The organism is Micromonospora sp. NBC_01638 (assembly GCF_045209745.1).
Lineage (GTDB): Bacteria > Actinomycetota > Actinomycetes > Mycobacteriales > Micromonosporaceae > Micromonospora.
Genome location: NZ_CP109273.1, coordinates 4,264,793 through 4,285,284, shown reverse-complemented (window position 1 = coordinate 4,285,284; position 20,492 = coordinate 4,264,793). Strand labels below are relative to the sequence as shown.

The following is a 20,492-nucleotide window of genomic DNA, read 5'->3' as shown; positions in this document are numbered from 1 at the left end:
GGTCGCCCAACCAAGCTGTCTATTAGTCCTACTGTCGTAGGACAACAGGAAGGATCATCTCGAGTGATCGAGTTCGTGCTGGACAGCCGGTCGAAGGTGAACACCTACATGCAGCTCGTGCAGCAGGTGAAACAGGCTCTGCGGGTGGGCCTGCTGGTGCCGGGCGACCAGTTGCCAAAGGTCCGGGACGTCGCGCAGTCCCTGGCGATCAACCCGAACACGGTGTTGAAGGCGTACCGGGAGCTGGAGATCGAGGGTCTGGTCGGTGGCCGACCCGGGGTGGGCACGTTCGTCCAGCGCACGCTGGCCGGCGCGTCCCTCCCCAACCAGGCCGAGCTGCGCGACGACCTGGTCGCCTGGCTGCACCGGGCAGAGGCCGCAGGCCTCACGGCCGAGGACGTCATCGCCCTGGTGGAGACCACGCTGCGCGCCACCCTCGCCGACGACACCCCACAGAAAGAGCCCGCGTGAGCGGAACGAGAGGACAGAGGATGGACATGGCCTTAGAGGCAGACCGGCTGGGCAAGCGGTACGGCAGCGCCTGGGCGCTGCGGGACTGCTCGCTGCACCTGCCGGCCGGCCGGATCGCCGCGCTGGTCGGGCCGAACGGCGCGGGCAAGAGCACACTCCTGCACCTGGCCGTCGGGCTGCTCAAGCCCGACGCGGGCGCGGTCCGGGTGTTCGGCAGGTCACCGTACGGCGACACGGAGGGTCTGGCGGACATCGGTTTCGTCGCCCAGGACACCCCGCTGTACCGGGATTTCACCGCAGCCGAGCTGGTCATCGCCGGCGGCAAGCTCAACCGGCGGTGGGACGCGGCGCTGGCCCGTACCCGGCTGGCGCAGCTCGGGATACCGCCGGACCGGCCGGTCGGCAAGCTGTCCGGCGGGCAACGGGCCCAGGTTGCGCTCGCGCTGGCGCTGGCCAAGCAACCCCGGCTGCTGCTGCTCGACGAACCGGTCGCCAGCCTCGACCCCCTCGCGCGACGGGAGTTCCTCCAGTCGCTGATGGGCAGCGTCGCGGACTCCGGCACCACCGTCCTGCTCTCCTCGCACCTGCTGGCTGACCTGGAACGGGTCTGCGACCACCTGATCGTGCTCAACGCCTCCCAGGTGCAGCTCACCGGCGCGGTCGACGACCTGGTCGCCGAGCACCGCCAACTGGTCGGCCCACGGCACGACGGCGGCGCTATCGGGGGCGTCGCCGCCGTGATCCGGGCCAGCCACACCGACCGGCAGTCCACACTGCTGGTCCGCACCGACGGCCCGATCACCGATCCCGGCTGGACGGTGCGCGAGGTCAGCCTGGAGGACGTCGTCCTGGCCTACCTGGCCGACGGCAACACGCAGACCAGTCACAGCGAGTGGGGAGTGCCGGCATGATCTGGCTGACCTGGCGGCAACACCGCAAGCAGGCGTTCTACACCCTGCTCGGATTCGCGGCGCTCGCCGCCCTGATGGTGCCCATCGGCCTGTCGATGCGGCACACCTTCGCCGACCTGGGGCTGGCGGAGTGCATCCGGCCGGTCGCCATCAGCGAGGCAGCCGCGGAGACCTGCAACGCGAGCTTCCACCGCTTCTCCAATCAGTACGGCAGCCTGAACCTGGTAGCGGTGCTACTGATCACCCTGCCGGTGCTGGTCGGCCTGTTCTGGGGCGCGCCGCTGGTCGCCCGCGAGGTGGAACAGGGCACGCACCGGTTCGCCTGGACCCAGGGCGTCGGCCGGAACCGCTGGGCACTGGTGAAGTTCGGGCTGGTCGGCGTGGCCACGGTGCTCCTCGCGGTCTGCTACGGCCTCGGCATGTCCTGGTGGGTCACACCGCTGACCCAGGCCGCACAAGAGGGCCGACTCGGCGCGATCGTCTTCGACCTGCAGGGCATCGCTCCGATCGGCTACACCCTCTTCGCCGTGGCGCTCGGCATCTTCGCCGGCACCGTCTGGAAGCGAGTGCTGCCCGCCATGGGCATCACCCTGGTCGGGTTCATCGGCGTACGGGCGGCGGTCGAGCTCCTGGCCCGACCGCACTACCAGCCCGCCCGCACCCAGACCTTCCCGATCGAGGGGGCCGGGATCCCGGAGGGAAACCGGGGTGACTGGGTCCTCTCCATGGGCATCCGAAACCCCGACGGGACGATGGTGGCCGAGGACACCCGGATCCAGTGCCCACCGGGTGGCAAGGGCCCGGACGGCCGGGTCTGCGGCGCCGAACTGGGCCTTCAGCCGGGCGCGTACAACTGGGAGCTGTACCAGCCAGCGGACCGGTTCTGGCTGTTCCAGGGCATCGAGACGGGCATTTTCGTCGCCCTCGCCCTGCTCCTGCTCTACCTCGCTGTGCGTCGGGTCCGCCGGATCGCCTAGCCGGGCGACGGGTGCTCGTCGAGGCACGGGGCCTCGGCGAGCACCCGTCAGCGCAGGCCCTCGGCGCTCAGTTCGAGCCAGGCCGCGAGGTCGCGCAGCTCGTCGTGCACGGCCCGGGTCAGCTGCGGAGTGAAGGGCACGTCCTCATGGATGGCGTGCACCACGAGCGAGCCGCGCCGGCGGTCGGCCGTGGCGTCGACCTTCCCGACCAACCGGTCGCCGTGCAGGATCGGCAACGCGAAGTAGCCCCACCGCCGACTCGCTTTCGGTTTGTACATCTCCAGCACGTACTCGTACTCGAAAAGCTCTGCGAGGCGGGCCCGGTCGTGCACCAGCCGGTCGAACGGCGACAACAGCGCCGTACGCCCGGTGAAGGGCTGCCCGAGCGCGGCCGGGTCCACTCGCCAGACGCCTGGGACGCCCTCGACCACCGCCTGCTCACCAGCGTCACCGACCTCCGCCGGCTCGCCGGGCACGGCCGCCGCCTTCGCCCGGGCAATGCCCAGCGCGCGCAACCGGCGCTCGTTGCGGACCCGATGCGCCTGCTCCAAAGGGACCACCGGCGTGCCCGCCGGATAGACCCGCTCGGCCACGTCCCACAACCGCTGTCGGCCCTGCCGACCGGCGACAGCGACCTCGCCGCGTAGGACCAAGAACTCCAGCATCTGCGTGACGTTGCGGTTGTTGGTCCAGCCCGACGATGGCCAGGGCACCGGGCACGTGTCCGGGATGTCGCGGGAGAGCAGTGGACCGGAGCTGCCGAGCAGGCGGAGCACGTCACGCCGGAACGCGTCATTGGCGCGCAGCCACTCGCGCTGCCGCTCGTAACTGGGCCACACCGCCATCGCCGCGAGATAGAGCCCCAGATCGTCCATCGGTCGCAGCATCGCCTGGTGCTCGAAGAGCGTCCGATCCTGCTCAAGCGCCTGCCGCAACTGCGACGGCTGGTACGACGAGCCGAGCCGGCTCCAGCAGACCAGATCCGCGCTGGGCGCGACGGCGGCTGTCGGGTCGATCTGCACCAGCGTCAGCTGACGCACCACTGTGAGCAGGTCGGTCGGTCGCGAATCGCCCAGCAACTGGGCCCGCACGGCGATCCGTCGTGCCTGCACCCGATCGAGTTGGTGGGTAACCACGCCGCGAGCCTAACGGTCACCACCGACAGGGCGCCGACCAGCCGAGTCGGATTCCCGGCCCGTCGCCAACGCGACCGAAAGCGCCCACCCGAACACCATGGGTGCTCCGATGTGGACCGCAGGGCTCGCGCCGGGCGGGCCACAGGGATGGGAGCGCACGCGTGAAGGTCAAGATTTTCCGTCGGGTCGCCGCGTCGACCGTGGCGCTCGCCTGCGCCGTACTGGGCGCGGTGGCACTGCCTGCCGCCCCGGCGGCCGCCAGCCCGATCCGCAACGCGACCGCGTGGTCGGTGCTGCTGTGCAAGTTCAGTGACAAGCCGGCGGAGCCACAACCGCCATCGCACTTCGCCAACTTCCTCACGGCGGCCGGCACCGGCACCGGCGGGGTGGCGGACTACCTGGCCGACCAGTCCGGCGGGCGGGTGTCGCTGGCCGGCTCGGTGGTCCGGGGCTGGTACACGATGCCGTACACGCTGGCGCAGTTCCAGACGACCGACCGGTGGACCCGGACCCAGCGCTGCGTGGACACCGCGGCGGCCGCCGGCTACGGGGTGCCCGCCGGCAACCGGATCGCGGTCATGCTCAACGACTGGGTGGATTCCGGCGCGGCCGGCGGCCGGGTGCTGCTCGACCCGGGCGCCTGGAACGTCGGCTTCGCCGCGCACGAGATGCTGCACGGCTACAACCTGGGCCACTCGTTCTCCAACGACACCACGTACCAGAACGCGCCCTGGTCCCAGCCGGGCGAGTACGACGACCCGTGGGACGAGATGAGCGCCATGCACATTTACGCGTTCAACACCGCGAACTACAGCACCAGCGCGGTCGGGCTCAACGGGCCTAACCGCGACGAGTTGGGCTGGCTGCCAAAGAACCGGGTCTTCACCATGGCCGCCGACGGGGTCGGCTCGCGCGCACTCACCCTGGCGCCGCTGGAGGTGCCCGCCGCGAGCGGCCCGCAGCTGGTCCGCATCCCGTTCGACCCGGCCGACCTGTTCCACTACTACACCGTCGAGTTCCGCCGTAAGACCGGCTGGAGCGCAGCAATCCCCGGTGACACCGTGCTGCTGCACGAGGTTCGCAACGGCACTCCCACCCTGTTGCGCACCGGCCCCGGCGGCGGGCCCGCGCAGTCGCTCAACGCCAACGGCGTACAGATCGGGGTGAACTGGGTTTCCGGCGACGCCGCGTCGGTGACCGTGACCACCGACGTGGTCAACCGCTGCCTGCAGGGCTACGTCTGGCGGGAGGCCCGTCCCGGCGACCTCGTCTGTGTCACCGGCGCCACCCGTAGCCAGGTGTGGGCGGACAACGCCGCCGCGGCGAGCCGCTGGGTGAGCGGCCCGTACGGCCCGCACACCTGCGTCGCCGGCTACGTGTGGCGCGAGGCGTACGCCGGAGACGACGTCTGCGTCACCGGCACGCAACGCAGCCAGGCCGCCGCGGACAACGCCGCCGCGGCGTCCCGGCGCAACCCGGCCCGACTGGTGTCCGGCCCGAACAGTTGCGTCAGCGGGTACGTCTGGCGCGACGCCGACCAGTCCGACTATGTCTGCGTGACCGGCACGACCCGATCCCAGGTGCTCGCGGACAACGCGGTCGCCGCGAGCCGCTGGGTCAGCGGCCCGTACGGCCCGCACACCTGCCTCGCCGGTTACGTGTGGCGCGAGGCGTTCCTCGGCGACGATGTCTGCGTCACCGGGACGCAGCGCAGCCAGGCCGCGGCCGACAACGCCGCCGGCCCGGGCCGGGTGCTGCGCCCGGCCGGCTGATCCGATGGCGCGCCCCGGTGGTCTGTCACCGGGGCGCGCCGCACGTCCGGACGAGGAGCTCCGCGCGGGTGGCGGCGAGCAGGTGCCGGGCCCGGGAAGCGGCGTCGGCGGCGAGCAGCCCGAGCGCCTCGGCATCTACGCCGGGCGCAAAGTGTCCGGCGAGGATCGGGGCGAGCGCCAGCGGTACGCCGGGCAGCGGCGCGGGTGGGGCCGGTAGCGGGGCCGGGGCGGCGGCCCAGGCTTCCTCCGCCGGGGTGCCGACCGGCGGGGCGTCGTCCGCCACCGCGATCTGCCGCCGGGCGTTACGGCTGCGCAGCTCCTCGACCAGTTCGGCCTCGGCCCGCCCACGCATCAGCAGCAGCACGAACGGGTCGCGATCCAGCAGCCAGGACATCTGGTAGGCCAGCGCCACGGCGTGCCGGCAGGGCTGGTCCCAGGACGGGCAGTCGCACTCCGACTCCAGGTCGCCGTAGTCGGGCAGCAGGCGTACCCCGGCGTCCTCGGCGGTGTCGACCAGCTCAGCCGGCATCTCCCGATCGAGCAGCGCGGCAATGTGCCCGGCCTTCGCGGCGAGCGCGTCGAGCAGCCGGTCCCACTGGCGCTCGGAGAGCGGGCCGATACGCACCACGGTGTCGTGCGGAAGGTCCGGGTCACCGTCGTGGACCGGGGCGGAGATCCGGCCCGGGCTCACGGTGATCGGGCCGACCTGACCGCCGGTTGCATACCGGCGACCCCGGCTCAGCTGCCCACGGTCGAACGCGGCCCGCTCCAGGGCGTCGATCCAGGCGGTGCCCCACCAGGTGGCGGCGAACGTCCGGCCGATCCGGCGGTCCGGTGCGAAGGCCGGGAAGCTGCGGGCCCGTCCGTCGTCCCGCACCGGTTCGGCGTCGTCGTCCCACAGGTCGTCGAAATCCTCGTCGCCGGTCACGTTCCTCCCCTCATTCCTGGTCGCCGAGCCGGACGAGCCGGAGCAGCTCGGCGTCGGACAGCTCGGTCAGGGCCGTCTCGCCGCCGGTGAGCACGGCGTCGGCCAGGGCTCGCTTGGTCTCCAGCAGGGCGGCGATGCGCTCCTCCAGGGTGCCCTGGGCGATCAGCCGGTGCACCTGCACCGGCCTGGTCTGCCCGATCCGGTGGGCCCGGTCGGTGGCCTGTTCCTCCACGGCCGGGTTCCACCAACGGTCGTAGTGGATGACATGGTCGGCCCGGGTCAGGGTCAGGCCGGTGCCGGCCGCCTTGAGCGACAGCAGGAAGACCGGCACCTCGCCGGCCTGGAACCGGCGGATCAACTCCTCGCGCTGCGGCACCGGTGTGCCGCCGTGCAGCAGCTGCGCCGGTACGCCCCGCTCGGTCAGGTGCCGGGCCAGCAGCCGGGCCATCCGCACGTACTGGGTGAAGACCAGCGCACCGCCGCCCTCGGCGAGGATGGTGTCCAACAGGTCGTCGAGGAGGTGCAGCTTCTCCGACCGGCCGCGCAGCGGACCGTTTGTCTCCTTCAGGTAGTGCGCCGGGTGGTTGCAGACCTGCTTCAGCCCGACCAGCAGTTTGAGCACCAGGCCGCGCCGGGCGATGCCGGTGCCGCTGGCCCGGATCTCGGCCAGCACCTCGTCGACCACCTTCTCGTAGAGGGCGGTCTGCTCGGCGGTCAGCGGGACCAGGTGGTCGGTGACCGTCTTGGGTGGCAACTCCGGGGCGATGCCCGGGTCCGTCTTGCGGCGGCGCAGCAGGAAGGGGCGGACCAGGCGGGACAGCCGGCCGACGCTCGCGGAGTCCCGGTCCACCTCGATCGGCCGGGCCCAGGTCGCGCGGAACTTCCCCGCCACGCCCAGCAGGCCGGGCGTGGTCCAGTCGAGGATCGACCACAGGTCGGTGAGGTTGTTCTCCACGGGGGTGCCGGTGAGCGCCACCCGGGCCGGGGCGGGGATCGTCCGCAGGGCCTTCGCGGTGCCGCTGAGCCCATTCTTCACATATTGCGCCTCGTCGGCGACCACCAGCCCCCAGCGCGCGGTGGCGAGGGTGTCGGCGTCGAGGCGCATGGTGCCGTAGCTGGTCAGCACGATCCCGTCGGCCAGCTCCGCGAGCGACCGGTTGCTGCCGTGGAAGCGGCGTACGGGCGTGCCAGGGGCGAACCGCCGGATCTCCCGCTCCCAGGTGCCGAGCACCGAGGCCGGGCAGACCACCAGGGTCGGGCCGGCGGTGGCCCGGTCGAGCTGGCGGCGCAGGTGCAGGGCCACGACCGTGACCGTCTTGCCCAGGCCCATGTCGTCGGCGAGGCAGCCGCCGAACCCGAGCGAGGTCATCCGCTCCAGCCAGCGCAGCCCACGCAGCTGGTACCCGCGCAGGCTGGTGCCGAGCGCGGCCGGCGGGGTCAGCGGCTCCGGCCCACCGTCAGGGTCGGCGAGCCGTTCGCACAGCGCGCTCAACCACCCGTCGGCCACCACGTCGACCCGCTCGCCGACCACTTCGGTGCTGCCGGTCAGGGTGGCCGCCAGGGCCTCGTACGCCGGGCGCGGGGTGAGCCGGCGCTCGGCGGCCCGGCGGGCCAGCTCCGGTGCAACCGCAACCCACCCGTCGCGCAGCCGGACGATCGGCCGGGCGCCGGCGATCAGGTCCGCCTCGGCGTCGGTCAGCGGAACCCCGGCGAGGGTCAGCTGCCAGCTCAGCGGCATCGGTGCGGCGGAGCGGAAGAAGGCCGCCGGATCGGCGGGCTGCTCCGGTGGGGAGCTGACCAGCACCCGGGCAGTGAGCGCGCGGGAGAGCTGCGCCGGCCATTCGATGTCGATGCCGGCCGCGACCAGCCGCGCCTCGGCGCCGTCGAACAGGTCGACCAGGTCCTCGTCGAGCAGCTCCAGCTCGACCGGCGCGGCCTCGTCGAGGAGGCGTTCCAGCGGCGGCCACAGCGCGGCGGCGCGTCGTACGGCGAGCATCGCCTCCACGGTGGCCCGGTCGCCGAGACCGTGCTGGTCGCCTGCCCAGAGGGCGTCGGCGTCGCTGACCAGGGTGGGGTCGGCGAGACTGCGCAGCCGGACCACGGCGCGGGGCGCGGTGGTGGCGAGGTCCCCCCGCATCTCCACTCGCAGCGCCACCCGCAGGCCCGTGTCCACCCCGGCGGAGACCTGCCCGGCCCAGTCGCGCAGTTCCTCGGCCGGCTGGGGCGCCAGGGCGGTGAATCGGGGGTCGCCGGTGAGCCAGGGCGCGGCCGGGGTGCGTGGCAGCGTGTCGGCCACCGCGTCGAGGAAGGCGCGGACCAGTTCCTCCGGGTCGGGGAGGACCAGCCGTCGCGCCGTGAGGTCGAGCGGCACCGCGCGCGCCGTCGGGGGCATCGCGGAGGCCAACGCCCGGATGCGGCGCACGTCCTCGACGTCGAACGGGCCGGCCCGCCAGGCGTCGTACCCCTGCGGGGACACTCCGGGCAGGATTCGTCCTCGGGCGACGAGGTGGAGCCCGGTGACCGCGACCGCCGACCAGAACGCGGCGGCCGGGTCGACCTGGTCGGTGTTGCGCAACGCCACCAGCCGGCGGACCGCGTCGCCCACGCCGATGGACCTGACCGCAACGGTGCACAGCTCCGGCCGACCGTCGCGCGGGAGGACCAGCCCAAGTTCGCCGCCCTCGCCGAACCCGTCGAACTCCTCAGGCAGCGCGTCGCCGCTCGGATGGTGGACGTGCACCGCGCCGGTCCGTGGCGGGTCGCCCGGGGTGAAGACGACCACGAACGGCACTCTGCCTCCTGATGGATCGTCGGTGGGCGGCCGCCCACCGACCCGACAATCGTGGCCTACGACGGTCGACAAGCCCCGGTTCAACCACTATCGTACGTCGTACGGTAGCACGCACGGGAGCAGCTACGCCGGGTCGGCGGACCGCACCTGGCCGACGACGCCGACGTTCAGCGGGTCGGCCAGCAGCTTGTCGAAGGCCAGCTCGGCCGCGCCGATCAGGACGGCGTCCGGGCCGAGCACCGCCGCCTCCAGGCGCAGGTGCTCGCGGGAGACCGCCAGCGGCATGGCGTCCAACCGGCTGCGGACCGTGGCCGCCCCGGCGGTGAAGATGTCGCGCAGCGAGCCGCCGAACACCACGGCGTCCGGGTTGACCACGTTGACCAGGTTGGCCACGCCGAAGCCGAGCCAGTCGGCGACCCGCTCGACCGCCTCTCGCGCAATCTGGTCGCCGTCCACCGCCGCGCGCAGCACCTCGGCCACCGCTGCACGGTCGCCGGGTTCCCGCCCGGCGTGCCGCAGCAGCGCGGTCTCACTGATCTCGGTCTCCCAGCAGCCGCGTGAGCCGCACCCGCAGGGCAGCCCGTTCGGGTTGACCACCATGTGGCCGACCTTGCCGCTGTGGCCCCGGTGCCCGATCACCAGTCGGCCACCCATGATGATGCCGGCGCTGATGCCCAGGCCACCGTGCAGGTAGATGAGATCGTCGACGCCCACCGCCACGCCACGGACGTGCTCGGCCAGGCCGGCGATGTCGGCCAGATCGCCGGCCACGAAACCCGGGCCGGCGGAGAGTTCGGCATCGAGCGCGGCGCCGAGGGTGCCGTCGATGCCGACGATCCGGATCCTGTCGTCCGCGTCCCGGGTGGTGTCGGTGACCGCGACCGCTCCGCCGACGAGCAGCGCGTCGGCGGCCACGCCGCGCTCCATGTCGCGGACGAGGTCGGCGAGCGGCCCGACGGCGTCGACCGTCGACATGCCGCTGGGGCGGGCGACCTCGCGCAGATCGAGGATGCGCCCGCCGAGCCCGACCCGGGCCGCGCGCAGTCGGTCCGCGTCAATGCTCAGCGCCTGCGCGTAGACCCGGTCGGAGCGAGGGCTGACCACGAGCGAGGGGCGGCCGGCGCGACGGGCGGTGGTCGGCACCTCCTCGGTGACGAGGCCACAGGCCACCAGGTCGGCCGCGAGGGCGCCGATGGTGCTGCGGTTGAGGCCGAGCCGGCTGGTCAACTCGGCCCGGGACGTCGGCCCGTGCAGGTGGACGTAGCGCAGCACGCCGCCGAGGTTCTGCCGTCGGATCTCCTCCTGGCTGGCGCCGGAGACCGACGGCAACGGGGATTCGGGGTTGCGGCCGACGCCGGCTGACCTGGACCGTACGGGTGTCGCCACGGTCAGACCTCCTTCCGGGTCGGTGCCAGGGGTGCCAGGACGACGATGGGTCCCGGAACAGGAGATCCGGGACCCATCGGCGTTGCTGCCTACCGTGCGGTGATTACTTGGTGAGCGGCGCGAGCTTCGGGTCGTTGGCGTACGCCTCAGCCGCGTTCGCCTTGGTGACGGCGACCGGCGGGAGCAGGTACGTGTCAACGACCTTGCTGCCGTTGTTGTAGGACTTGGTGTCGTTCACCTGCGGGGCGTTACCGGCCTGGAGAGCCTTGACCATGTTGATGGTCTCCTTCACCAGGTTGCGGGTGTCCTTGTTGATCGTCATGTACTGCTCGCCAGCCACGATCGACTTGACCGACTCAACCTCGGAGTCCTGACCGGTGACGACCGGGGTCGGCTTGCCAGCACCCTTGACCGAGGTCAGGATGGCGCGGGCCAGCGTGTCGTTCGGGGAGAGGACGCCGTCCAGCTCCTTGTTGCCGTAGGTCGAGGTGAGCAGCTGGTCCATACGGGCCTGCGCACCCTCGGCCTTCCAGCCCTGGATGGCGGTCTGCTTGACGTCGGTCTGCTTCGAGGCGACGACGACGTTGCCCTTGTCGATCTCCGGCTTGAGCACGTCCATCGCGCCGTTGAAGAAGACACCGGCGTTGTTGTCGTCCGGCGAGCCGGAGAACAGCTCGATGTTGTACGGGCCGTTCGGCTTCTTGGCCTTCATGCCGTCCAGCAGGGCCTGGCCCTGGAGCTGGCCGACCTTGAAGTTGTCGAACGCGACGTAGTAGTCGAGGTCCGGCGTGTTGGTGATGAGCCGGTCGTACGCGATGACCTTCACGCCGGCCGTGTGGGCCGCCGCGACCTGGGTCGACAGCTGCGCGGCGTCGGTCGCGCCGATGACGATGACCTTGGCGCCCTTGGTCACCATGGCGGTGATCTGGGCCTGCTGGTCGGCGACCGTGGTCGACGCGCCGGCGTACTGCACGTCACTCTGGAAGCCGGCCTCCTTGAGGCCGCTGGTGAACAGGTCACCGGCGAGGACCCAGTTTTCCGAGGTCTTGGCCGGGAGGGCCACGCCGATCAGCGAGTTCGCCGCGAAGCCCTTGGCGGCCTCGCCCTTGGTGTCGGAGTCGCCGTCACGGCCGGAGCCGCAGCCGGCGAGGGCCAGCATGGCGGCGGCGCTGACGGCGACCACCGACGTGCCAAAGAATTTACGCATGTGAGGACTTGCCTTTCTAAGGTTGGAACGGGTGGAGAGGTCGGTGGCCGTCAGCCGGACACCGCTGCCTTGGCGGGCTCGCGCTCCGCGTTCGGCGGTGAGGCGGAGTCCTCGCGACGGAACGGTCGCATCAGACTCCCGATGATGGAGAACCGCCCCTGCTTCTTGTTGTAGACGTCGATCGCGACGGCCAGCAGCAGGACCAGGCCCTTGATGATCTGGACGCGGTCGGTGCCGACGCCCATCAGTTGCAGACCGTTGTTGAGCACGGCCATGACGAGACCACCAACGATCGAGCCGCTGATGGTGCCGATACCGCCGGAGACGGCCGCGCCACCGATGAAGACCGCGGCGATGGCGTCCAGCTCCCAGCCGTTGCCGTCCTGCGGTCCGGAGGCCGCCGAACGGGCCACGAAGATCATGCCGGCCAGCGCGGCCAGGACGGACATGTTCATCATGACGAAGAAGTTGACCCGCTTGAGCTTCACGCCAGACAGCTCGGCCGCCCGGGAGTTGCCGCCCACCGCGTAGATATGCCGGCCACCGGCCGTGTTGCGGGTGTAGAAGGAGTATGCGATCACCAGGACCAGCAGGATGATGCCGGAGATCGGGAAGCTGGTACCGACGCGACCGCTGGCGAAGCGCAGCGCCGCGAAGGCGATCACCCCGACCATGATGGCCATCCGCAGGATCGAGATCCACATAGGTGCCGGGTCGGCGTCCATCGCCCGCCGGGTCTTGCGGGCCTGGATCTCGCGCCACACCACTGCCACCGCCGCGGCCAGGCCGAGCAGCAGCGTGGCGTTGTTGTAGCCGGTGTTCGGGCCGAACTCGGGCAGGAAACCGGAACCGATCTCCCGGAAGCCCTCCGGCACCGGGATCGTGTTGGCGTTACCGATGTACTGGTTGCCACCGCGGAACAGCAGCATGCCGGCCAGGGTGACGATGAACGCCGGGACCCCGATGTAGGCCACCCAGAAGCCCTGCCAGGCGCCGATGAGCGCGCCGACCCCGAGGCCGAACAGGATGGCGACGGGCCAGGGCAGCGACCAGTCGGCCATCGACTTGGCCACCAGGATGCCCGCGAAGGCGGCGACTGAGCCGACCGAGAGGTCGATGTGCCCGGCGACGATCACCATGAGCATGCCGATGGCCAGAATCAGAATGTACGAGTTCTGCTGGAACAGCGCGATCAGGTTGTCCGACCGCAGGGTCAGGCCGTCGGTCAGGATCTGGAACAGGACGACGATCGCCACCAAGGTGAAGATCATCCCGAACTGGCGAGCGTTGGAGGTGGTGCCTCCGAACAGGTTCTTCTGAAGGTCCTTCAATCGGCTCATCGTGTCAGCATCTTCTTCGTCGAGGTCATCTGCTTCATGAGGTTTTCCGGGGTGGCGTCCGCCCGGGCGATCTCGCCCGTGATGGCGCCTTCGAACACGGTGTAGATGCGGTCGCAGAGCCCAAGCAGCTCAGGCAGCTCCGAGGAGATGACGACGACGCCCTTCCCCTGGTCGGCGAGCCGCTGGATGATGCCGTAGATCTCGTACTTGGCACCCACGTCGATGCCGCGCGTCGGCTCGTCGAGGATCAGCAGGTCCGGGTCGGTGAACATCCACTTCGCCAGGACGACCTTCTGCTGGTTGCCGCCGGAGAGCTTCGAGACGCTCTCGTCGACCGTCGGGGCCTTGGTCCGCAACTCCTTGCGGTACGCCTCAGCCGCCTGGTATTCCTCGACCTCGCTCAGGACGCCGCGGTGCGAAATCTTGGACAGCTTGGCCGCCACCGTCGACGTCTTGATGTCGTCGAGCAGGTTGAGGCCGATCGCCTTGCGGTCCTCGCTGACGTACGCGAGCCCGTTGTCGATCGCGTCCGCGACCGACTTCAGAACGATCTCCTTGCCGTCCTTGATGATCGTGCCTGACTCGAACACCCCGTAGGAGCGGCCGAAGACACTCATCGCCAGCTCGGTGCGGCCCGCGCCCATCAGGCCGGCGAAGCCGACGATTTCGCCGCGGCGCACCACGAAGCTCTCGTTCTTGCAAACCAGCCGGTCGGCGGAGATCGGGTGCCGGACGTTCCAGTCGCGGACCTCGAAGAAGACCTCACCGATCTTCGGAGTGTGGTCCGGGAATCGGCTGCCCAGCTCACGGCCGACCATGCCCCGCACGATCCGGTCCTCGTCGACCCCGTCCGCCTTGACGTCCAGGGTCTCCACGGTCCGGCCGTCGCGCAGGATGGTGATCTGGTCGGCGATCGCCTCGATCTCGTTCAGCTTGTGCGAGATCATGATCGAGGTGATGCCCCGCGAGCGGAAGCCGCGCAGCAGGTCCAGCAGGTGCCGGGAGTCGGCCTCGTTCAGGGCCGCGGTCGGCTCGTCCAGAATGAGCAGCTTCACGTCCTTGGCGAACGCCTTGGCGATTTCCACGAGCTGCTGCTTGCCGACCCCGATGTCCTTGATCAGGGTGTCCGGGTCCTCCTGCAGACCGACCCGGGCCATCAGGTCCAGCGCCATCCGGTTCGCGGCCTTCCAGTCGATCGCGCCCCGCTTGCGCGGTTCGTTGCCGAGGAAGATGTTCTCGGCGATCGACATACCCGGAATGAGCGCGAGCTCCTGGTGGATGATCACGATCCCGGCGCTCTCGCTCGCCCGGATGTCGGAGAACTTGCTCTCCGACCCCTGATAGACGATCTGGCCGTCATAGGTGCCGTGCGGGTAGACCCCACTGAGCACCTTCATCAGGGTGGACTTGCCTGCGCCGTTCTCGCCGCAGATGGCATGGATCTCGCCGGCGCGAACCACCAGGTTGACGTCGGAGAGGGCCTTGACTCCGGGGAACTCCTTGGTGATGGAACGCATCTCAAGGAGGATGGGCACGTCGCTCATCGCTCGCACCACCTCGCCAACGTCATCGTTGCCTCCGGAAGGTTTGACCTTCACTCGGTTTTGTTGTTGACGGCAACGTATTGCGGCGGACGGCTCATCTGCAAGGCGAGGGCCTGTTGAAAATGTAACAATCCGGCAATATAGACGCCGTACAGTGCTCGCCCGTCACAGTCGCCCCGGCAGCCCCTCCCGGAACCTGTGCCCGGCCGTGGCAACGTTGTCGACCGGCGACCACACGTCGATCAGCTCGGGTCGCTGCCGATGGGCCCCCCACCAGGCACAACCCGCGACGGGCCGGACGAACGGCAGCGAACCGCGCCCCCGCCACCATCGAATGATCTTGATTGGGCACCCGGCCCCAGCGCCGCAGCCAGGACGCCACGACGAGCGCCGCCGGTTCGTGTGACCCACGCCTCTGCCGGCGGGGTGGATCGACGATGAGCACGTGGACACGCCAGACACCAGGAGACGGTCAGCGCCTTAACGTCCCTTAAGTGCGGATCGGGACCGTACGGCACACTGTTCCGTTGTTCAGTAACATCGGCGAGGCACGATATTCAGACGGACCACTCACCGACCGGATCGGGACTTCGTCATGACGACCGAGCAGACCACGTCTCCCTCACGTGCCGGCGTCGGCATCGCTGCCGGTGGTCTGAGCCAGAGTGTCCGGGGCGGTCTTCAGATCCTGGACACCATCTCGCTGGCCATCGCACCGGGCGAACTGGTGGCGATCATCGGCGCCAGCGGCGCCGGTAAGACCACCCTGCTGGAGATACTCGCCAGGGTACGGCGACCGACGGCGGGCGCCGTGACATACGACGGCGTCGCCGGAGCTGGCGCGATCGGTTTCGTCCCGCAGGACGACATCATCCACCGGGAGCTGCCCCTGGCCCGCACCCTGCGGTACGCCGCCCGACTGCGCCTCCCCTTGACGACCGGGTCGATCGAGGTCAGCGAGCGGGTCGCGGAGGTGCTCGCCGAGCTGCGGCTCACCGAACGGGCCGCAGTGCCGGTGGGCCTGCTCAGCGGCGGTGAGCGCAAACGCGCCAGCATCGCCGTCGAGTTGCTCACCCGGCCCGGTGTGTTCTTCCTGGACGAGCCCACCTCCGGGCTGGACCCGGCGATCGCGGTGGAGTTGCTGCGGGTGCTGCGCACGCTCGCCGACGCGGGGACCACCGTCGTGCTCACCACCCATCAGATCACCGACGTGGACCGCTGCGACCGGGTCGTCGTGCTGACCCGCCAGGGCCGTCTGGCGTTCACCGGCACGCCGGCCGCCGCCCGGGAGTTCTTCGGCCTGCGGTCCCTGGTCGAGGTGCACCTGCGGCTGGACGAGGCGACGCATCCGGCCGAGTGGCCCGATCGCTTCGCCGCGCAGCGCGACGCCGGCCCGCCGGCCGGCACGATCGACGATGGTGGCATCGCCGCGCCAGCGCCCAGGCAGGTCAGGCGGCTGCGCCAGTGGGTCGTCCTCACCGTGCGCAACGCGGAGATCGTCGTCCGCAATCGGCTGACCCTGGCGATCCTGCTCGGCTCGCCGCTGATGGTGCTCGGCATGTTCGCGCTGCTGTTCCGTCCAGGAGCGTTCGAGCCGACACGGCCGAGCCCGACGGTGACCGTGATGATCCTGTTCTGGATCGCGTTCGGCGGCTTCTTCTTCGGGCTGACCTACGGGTTACTGCAGATCTGCACCGAGCTACCGATCCTGCGTCGGGAGCGGCTGGCGGGTGTCCGGCTGGTGCCGTACCTGATGGGGAAGGTCACGGTGCTGCTGCCGCTGCTGGCCCTGGTGGACCTGGCCCTGCTCGGGGTGTTGCGCGGAACCGACAGGCTGCCTCCGGTCGACGGCCCCGAGTTCGCCGCCCTGTACGCGACCTTGCTGCTCTCCTCGGCGGCAGCGCTCGCTCTCGGTCTGCTGTGTTCCGCGGCCGTGTCCGACGCGGCCCAAGCGACGCTCATGCTGCCGATGCTCTGCTTCCCGCAGGTGCTGTTCGTCGGCGCGATCCTGCCGGTGCCGGCCATGGCGGTCGGCGGGCAGTGGCTCAGCTACGCGATGTCGAACCGATGGGCGTTCGAGGGCCTGGGGCACACCGCAGGGGTGGAGCGGCTCTGGCGCGATGGTAATTCCCCGCTCGGCCCGCCGCTGCTGGCCACGTACGGCGACACCTTCTCCCGGCCGGTGTGGGTGAACTGGCTGGTGCTCGGCGGCTTCGTGGTGCTCTTCCTGGGCGCCACCTGGGCGGTGCTCGTGCGACGGGACTCCCATGGTGCGACCTGAGCCGGCCCCGCACACCTCCCCCACGGCGCTGCCGGGATACACCGCCACCGCCCGGATCGACGACCTGCGCGCCACCGAGTACCGACACCTGGACCGGGACGGGCAGGTGTACCTCGACTACGCCGGGGCCGGGGTCGCAGCACAGGCCCAGGTGCGCGAACATCACGACCGGCTGCTCGCCGGCCTGTACAGCAACCCACACTCGGAGAACCCCACCAGTGCGGCGGCTGGCTCGCTGGTGGAGTCGGCCCGACGCGCGGTGCTCGACTTCTTCCACGCGGACCCGGCCGAGTACACGGTTGTCTTCACCCCCAACGCCAGCGGCGCCTGCCGACTGGTCGGCGAGGCGTACGACTTCGGCCGGGCCTCGCCGTTCGTGCTGACCTGGGACAACCACAACTCGGTCAACGGCATCCGCGAGTACGCCCGGGCGTCCGGCGCGTCCACACGTTACGTACCGCTGAGTGGGTCGGAGCTGCGGGTCGCCGAGTCGGACCTGGTCACGGTGCTCGACGCCGGCCGGGGCGGGCTGACGGGGCGGTGGGGTCGGACGGGTCGCCGCGGCCTGTTCGCCTACCCGGCGCAGAGCAACTTCTCTGGGGTGCAGCACCCGCTGAACTGGGTGGAGTTGGCCCACCAGCATGGCTACGATGTGCTGCTCGACGCTGCCGCCTTCGCGCCGACGAACCGGTTTGACCTCAGCGTCGTCCGGCCGGAGTTCGTGTGCCTGAGCTGGTACAAGCTCTTCGGCTACCCCACCGGGGTCGGCGCGTTGCTGGCCCGCCGCGACGCGTTGGCCCGGTTGCGCCGCCCGTGGTTCGCCGGCGGCACGATCCGGGCGGTCAGCGTGCAGGGCGACTGGCACCGATCGATGGACGACGAGTCGGCGTTCGAGGACGGCACGCTCAACTTCCTGAGCATCCCGGACGTGGAGTTCGGACTGCGTTGGCTGGACTCGATCGGCGTGGACCTCGTCCACTCCCGGGTCGGTCTGCTCACCGAATGGCTGCTGGAGCGGTTGACCACACTTCGGCACGACAGCGGCCGACCGCTGGTCCAGGTGTACGGGCCGACGGCGGGCGCCGGGCGCGGCGGCACGGTGACGTTCAACCTCCGCCACCCGGACGGCACCCTGGTCGACGAGCGGCTCGTCGCGCGGGAATCCGCGGCGGCGGGCTTCGCTCTGCGTACCGGCTGCTTCTGTAACCCGGGCGCGGCGGAGGGCGCCTTCGGGATCAGCCGGGCATCGATGCGACGGCGACTGCTGGCGCGGGTCGACACGATCGACCAGTACCTCGCTGCGCTGCGCCTGCCGACGGGTGGTGCGGTCCGCGTGTCCTTCGGACTGGCCTCCACGGCGACCGACGCGGAACGCCTTGTCGCCTTCGTCCAGTCGACCTATCTGAACCGTGACGTCGGCACCGACGCACCTCTGCCGCCCCGGCTGCGCTGCTGACCTGCCCAGTCGTCGTGCGTCCGGCACGCCTGCGGGTGGGCGAGGATGTTCAGGACGTGGCGGCTCGGGTCCCGGACGAAGAACCGTAGAAGGCGGTCGCCTCCGCGATCGAGGCGCTAGCTGACCTGGGCCACCGGCACCGAGCGGTGCTTGATCTCCTCCATGAACGGGAACCGGACGGGGAGCTCGGCGATCGTCATCCCGGCCTGCCAGGCCGCCGCCACCCGGGCGACCTGCACCAGGTCCATGACGTCGCCCCGCGCGAGGACCTCGCCCGCGATCCGAAGGTCGATCATGAAGTATCGGGCCTGTGATCCCAGCCCCACGCAGACCACGCCCTGGTCGGAGTGCAGCTCGGCACAGGTGAACCGGGCCCGCCCCTGCTCGGGGGCGGTCACCCGACCGACGTCGAGCCCGTGGCGGGTAGCGGTTTCGAGGAGCGCGGGGGCCAGACCACCCCGCTCGACCAGGTCCGGGTAGAGGCGCACACCCAGTGCCGTCGACGCGTCGCTCATGACTGACTCCCACTTCCTTGTGACAGAGACCAGCAGCGCGCAGGTTACGAGGAGGTTTCCGGCACGCCTCGCCATCCTGTCCCGGGTGGACGCCCCACGGCAATAGGAAGGGTCGATTCGACCGCTATCGAGTAACACTCGGACGGATCGGACTTTTTCGATGCAGCACCGTCGTCCACCTCGGAAACATCGATCGACACCACGCCGACGCACACCATTGCCCACTGGCCGGCATCGGGCGGTGACGGACGGTCGCGCTATTGGCAACACTCTTGACAAAAAGACATCATATCGACATGCTTCACTTTAGAGAGCGCTCTCTGACCCCCGTACGCAGCCACCGCCACCCTCCACGCTGAGGAGCCTCCCGTGTTCACAGCCCGACCCAGCCTCCGCTTTCGCCCCCTCGTACTCCTGGCGGTCGCCCTCGTCGCGACCGCGTCGGCGCTCGTCCCGGCGCATCCCGACCGGGCCGAGGCCGCCATCGGCCCGATCACCTGGCAGGACGAGTTCAACTCCCCGGCTGGCACGCCCGTCGACCAGAACAAATGGCGGTTCGACATCGGCGGCGGGGGCTGGGGCAACAACGAGCGGCAGTACTACACGAACAGCACCAGCAACGCCGTCCACGACGGCCAGGGCAACCTGGTCATCACCGCCCGCCGGGACAACCCCGCCAACTACCAGTGCCACTACGGGCGCTGCGAGTACACGTCGGCGCGGCTGCTGACGGCGGCCACCTTCACCCAGACGTACGGGCGATTCGAAGCCCGGATCAAGATCCCGCGTGGTCAGGGCATCTGGCCGGCCTTCTGGATGCTCGGCACCGGCGGCGGTTGGCCCGACGCTGGCGAGATCGACATCATGGAGAACATCGGCCGGGAACCCAACACCGTCTACGGCACCGTGCACGGTCCCGGCTACTCCGGCGGCGGCGGCATCACGGGCAGCCGCACCCTCGGCGCTCCGCTCGCCGACGCCTTCCACACCTACCGGGTGGACTGGGAGCCGAACGTGGTCACCTGGTACGTGGACGGGGTGCAGTACCACCGGGTCGACCCCGCCCGGCTCGGCGGTAACCGCTGGGTGTTCGACCACCCCTTCTTCATGATCCTCAACGTGGCGGTCGGCGGTAACTGGCCCGGCTACCCGGACGGCTCCACCCAGTTCCCGCAGCAGATGCTCGTCGACTACGTCCGGGTGTCCAGCTACACCTCGGGTGGGGGCGACCCGGCTCCCGGCACCAGCCGGATCAGGGGAGCGCAGAGCGGTCGCTGCATCGACATCCCCGGCGCCAACCCGGTCGAGGGCGCCAAGCTCCAGATCTGGGACTGCAACACCACGGCAGCCCAGAGCTGGACCTTCGCCTCCGACGGGACCATCCGCGCGATGGGCAAGTGCATGGACCCCGCCTGGGCCGGCACCGCCAACGGCACCGAGGTCAACCTGGTCAGCTGCAACGGCAACACGGCGCAACGGTTCACCCTCAACGCCGCCGGCGACCTGGTCAACCTCAACGCCAACAAGTGCGTGGACGTGCGGGAAGCCAACCCCAACAACGGCGGCAAGCTGCACCTGTGGGACTGCATCGGCGCCGCGAACCAGAAGTGGTCCCGCATCTGACGACGCGGGCACGAGTGCGTGGGCCGTCCGGGAACAGCTTTCGGGCGGCCCACCGCCGTGCGCTCCCTCTCTGCTGAGGCCCCGATTAGTCCAATGAACGGAGACAGCAGGCTTACACCCACTATGTTCGGATTAGTCCAGAATCCGGCAGTTC

The 20,492-nt window shown here is 70.3% G+C and carries 15 protein-coding genes; 7 read left to right on the top strand and 8 right to left on the bottom strand.

Annotated features, from left to right (window positions below):
- The first annotated feature begins 63 nt into the window (after positions 1-63).
- From OG811_RS20270 to OG811_RS20260, 3 genes are read left to right on the top strand one after another with little or no spacing between them, the layout of a single operon-like run.
- Positions 64-471: a GntR family transcriptional regulator gene (locus OG811_RS20270; protein ID WP_406067911.1), complete on the top strand. Its 408-nt coding sequence runs from the start codon at positions 64-66 to the stop codon at positions 469-471.
- Positions 472-491: 20 nt separating this feature from the next.
- On the top strand, positions 492-1,382 hold the full coding sequence (locus tag OG811_RS20265) for an ABC transporter ATP-binding protein (protein WP_406067910.1): 891 nt from the start codon (positions 492-494) through the stop codon (positions 1,380-1,382).
- The gene (locus tag OG811_RS20260; RefSeq protein WP_406067908.1) at positions 1,379-2,359 is read left to right on the top strand and encodes an ABC transporter permease; all 981 of its coding nucleotides are present in this window, start codon (positions 1,379-1,381) and stop codon (positions 2,357-2,359) included. The genes OG811_RS20265 and OG811_RS20260 overlap by 4 nt, the downstream gene beginning before the upstream one ends.
- 47 nt (positions 2,360-2,406) lie before the next feature.
- On the opposite strand, the gene OG811_RS20255 is transcribed toward OG811_RS20260, so the two are convergent.
- Positions 2,407-3,495, bottom strand: a complete 1,089-nt coding sequence (locus OG811_RS20255; RefSeq protein WP_406067907.1) for a DNA glycosylase AlkZ-like family protein — start codon at positions 3,493-3,495, stop codon at positions 2,407-2,409.
- A gap of 161 nt (positions 3,496-3,656) precedes the next feature.
- Here OG811_RS20255 and OG811_RS20250 point away from each other — a divergent pair, with 161 nt between their 5' ends.
- Positions 3,657-5,267, top strand: coding sequence for a hypothetical protein (locus OG811_RS20250; RefSeq protein WP_406067906.1), 1,611 nt, complete (start codon positions 3,657-3,659; stop codon positions 5,265-5,267).
- Between the two features lie 25 nt (positions 5,268-5,292).
- On the opposite strand, the gene OG811_RS20245 is transcribed toward OG811_RS20250, so the two are convergent.
- The 6 genes from OG811_RS20245 to mmsA form a co-directional block, all read right to left on the bottom strand.
- The gene (locus OG811_RS20245) at positions 5,293-6,195 is read right to left on the bottom strand and encodes an SWIM zinc finger family protein (RefSeq protein WP_406067905.1); all 903 of its coding nucleotides are present in this window, start codon (positions 6,193-6,195) and stop codon (positions 5,293-5,295) included.
- A 10-nt stretch (positions 6,196-6,205) separates the two neighbouring features.
- Positions 6,206-8,986 carry a DEAD/DEAH box helicase gene (locus OG811_RS20240; protein ID WP_406067904.1) on the bottom strand — a complete coding sequence of 927 codons (2,781 nt, stop codon included), beginning with the start codon at positions 8,984-8,986 and terminating at the stop codon, positions 6,206-6,208.
- 123 nt (positions 8,987-9,109) lie between these two features.
- Positions 9,110-10,372, bottom strand: a complete 1,263-nt coding sequence (locus tag OG811_RS20235; RefSeq protein ID WP_406067902.1) for an ROK family protein — start codon at positions 10,370-10,372, stop codon at positions 9,110-9,112.
- 103 nt (positions 10,373-10,475) lie between these two features.
- On the bottom strand, positions 10,476-11,579 hold the full coding sequence (locus OG811_RS20230; protein ID WP_406067901.1) for a substrate-binding domain-containing protein: 1,104 nt from the start codon (positions 11,577-11,579) through the stop codon (positions 10,476-10,478).
- A gap of 50 nt (positions 11,580-11,629) precedes the next feature.
- On the bottom strand, positions 11,630-12,919 hold the full coding sequence (gene mmsB, locus OG811_RS20225) for a multiple monosaccharide ABC transporter permease (protein ID WP_406067900.1): 1,290 nt from the start codon (positions 12,917-12,919) through the stop codon (positions 11,630-11,632).
- Positions 12,916-14,463, bottom strand: a complete 1,548-nt coding sequence (gene mmsA / locus OG811_RS20220) for a multiple monosaccharide ABC transporter ATP-binding protein (RefSeq protein WP_406067898.1) — start codon at positions 14,461-14,463, stop codon at positions 12,916-12,918. Before mmsA ends, mmsB begins: the two co-directional genes overlap by 4 nt.
- 595 nt (positions 14,464-15,058) lie before the next feature.
- Between mmsA and OG811_RS20215 the strand changes: the two genes are divergently transcribed.
- Together OG811_RS20215 and OG811_RS20210 are read left to right on the top strand one after the other, a co-directional pair.
- Positions 15,059-16,744 (top strand): ATP-binding cassette domain-containing protein, encoded by a 1,686-nt coding sequence (locus OG811_RS20215; protein WP_406067897.1) that lies wholly within the window; start codon positions 15,059-15,061, stop codon positions 16,742-16,744.
- Positions 16,731-18,200: an aminotransferase class V-fold PLP-dependent enzyme gene (locus tag OG811_RS20210; protein ID WP_406067896.1), complete on the top strand. Its 1,470-nt coding sequence runs from the start codon at positions 16,731-16,733 to the stop codon at positions 18,198-18,200. Before OG811_RS20215 ends, OG811_RS20210 begins: the two co-directional genes overlap by 14 nt.
- Positions 18,201-18,316: 116 nt before the next feature.
- Here the strand turns inward: OG811_RS20210 and OG811_RS20205 are convergent, their stop codons facing one another.
- Positions 18,317-18,715 carry a hypothetical protein gene (locus tag OG811_RS20205; RefSeq protein ID WP_406067894.1) on the bottom strand — a complete coding sequence of 133 codons (399 nt, stop codon included), beginning with the start codon at positions 18,713-18,715 and terminating at the stop codon, positions 18,317-18,319.
- Positions 18,716-19,084: 369 nt separating this feature from the next.
- Between OG811_RS20205 and OG811_RS20200 the strand changes: the two genes are divergently transcribed.
- Positions 19,085-20,338, top strand: coding sequence for a family 16 glycosylhydrolase (locus tag OG811_RS20200; RefSeq protein WP_406067893.1), 1,254 nt, complete (start codon positions 19,085-19,087; stop codon positions 20,336-20,338).
- Positions 20,339-20,492 lie beyond the last annotated feature (154 nt).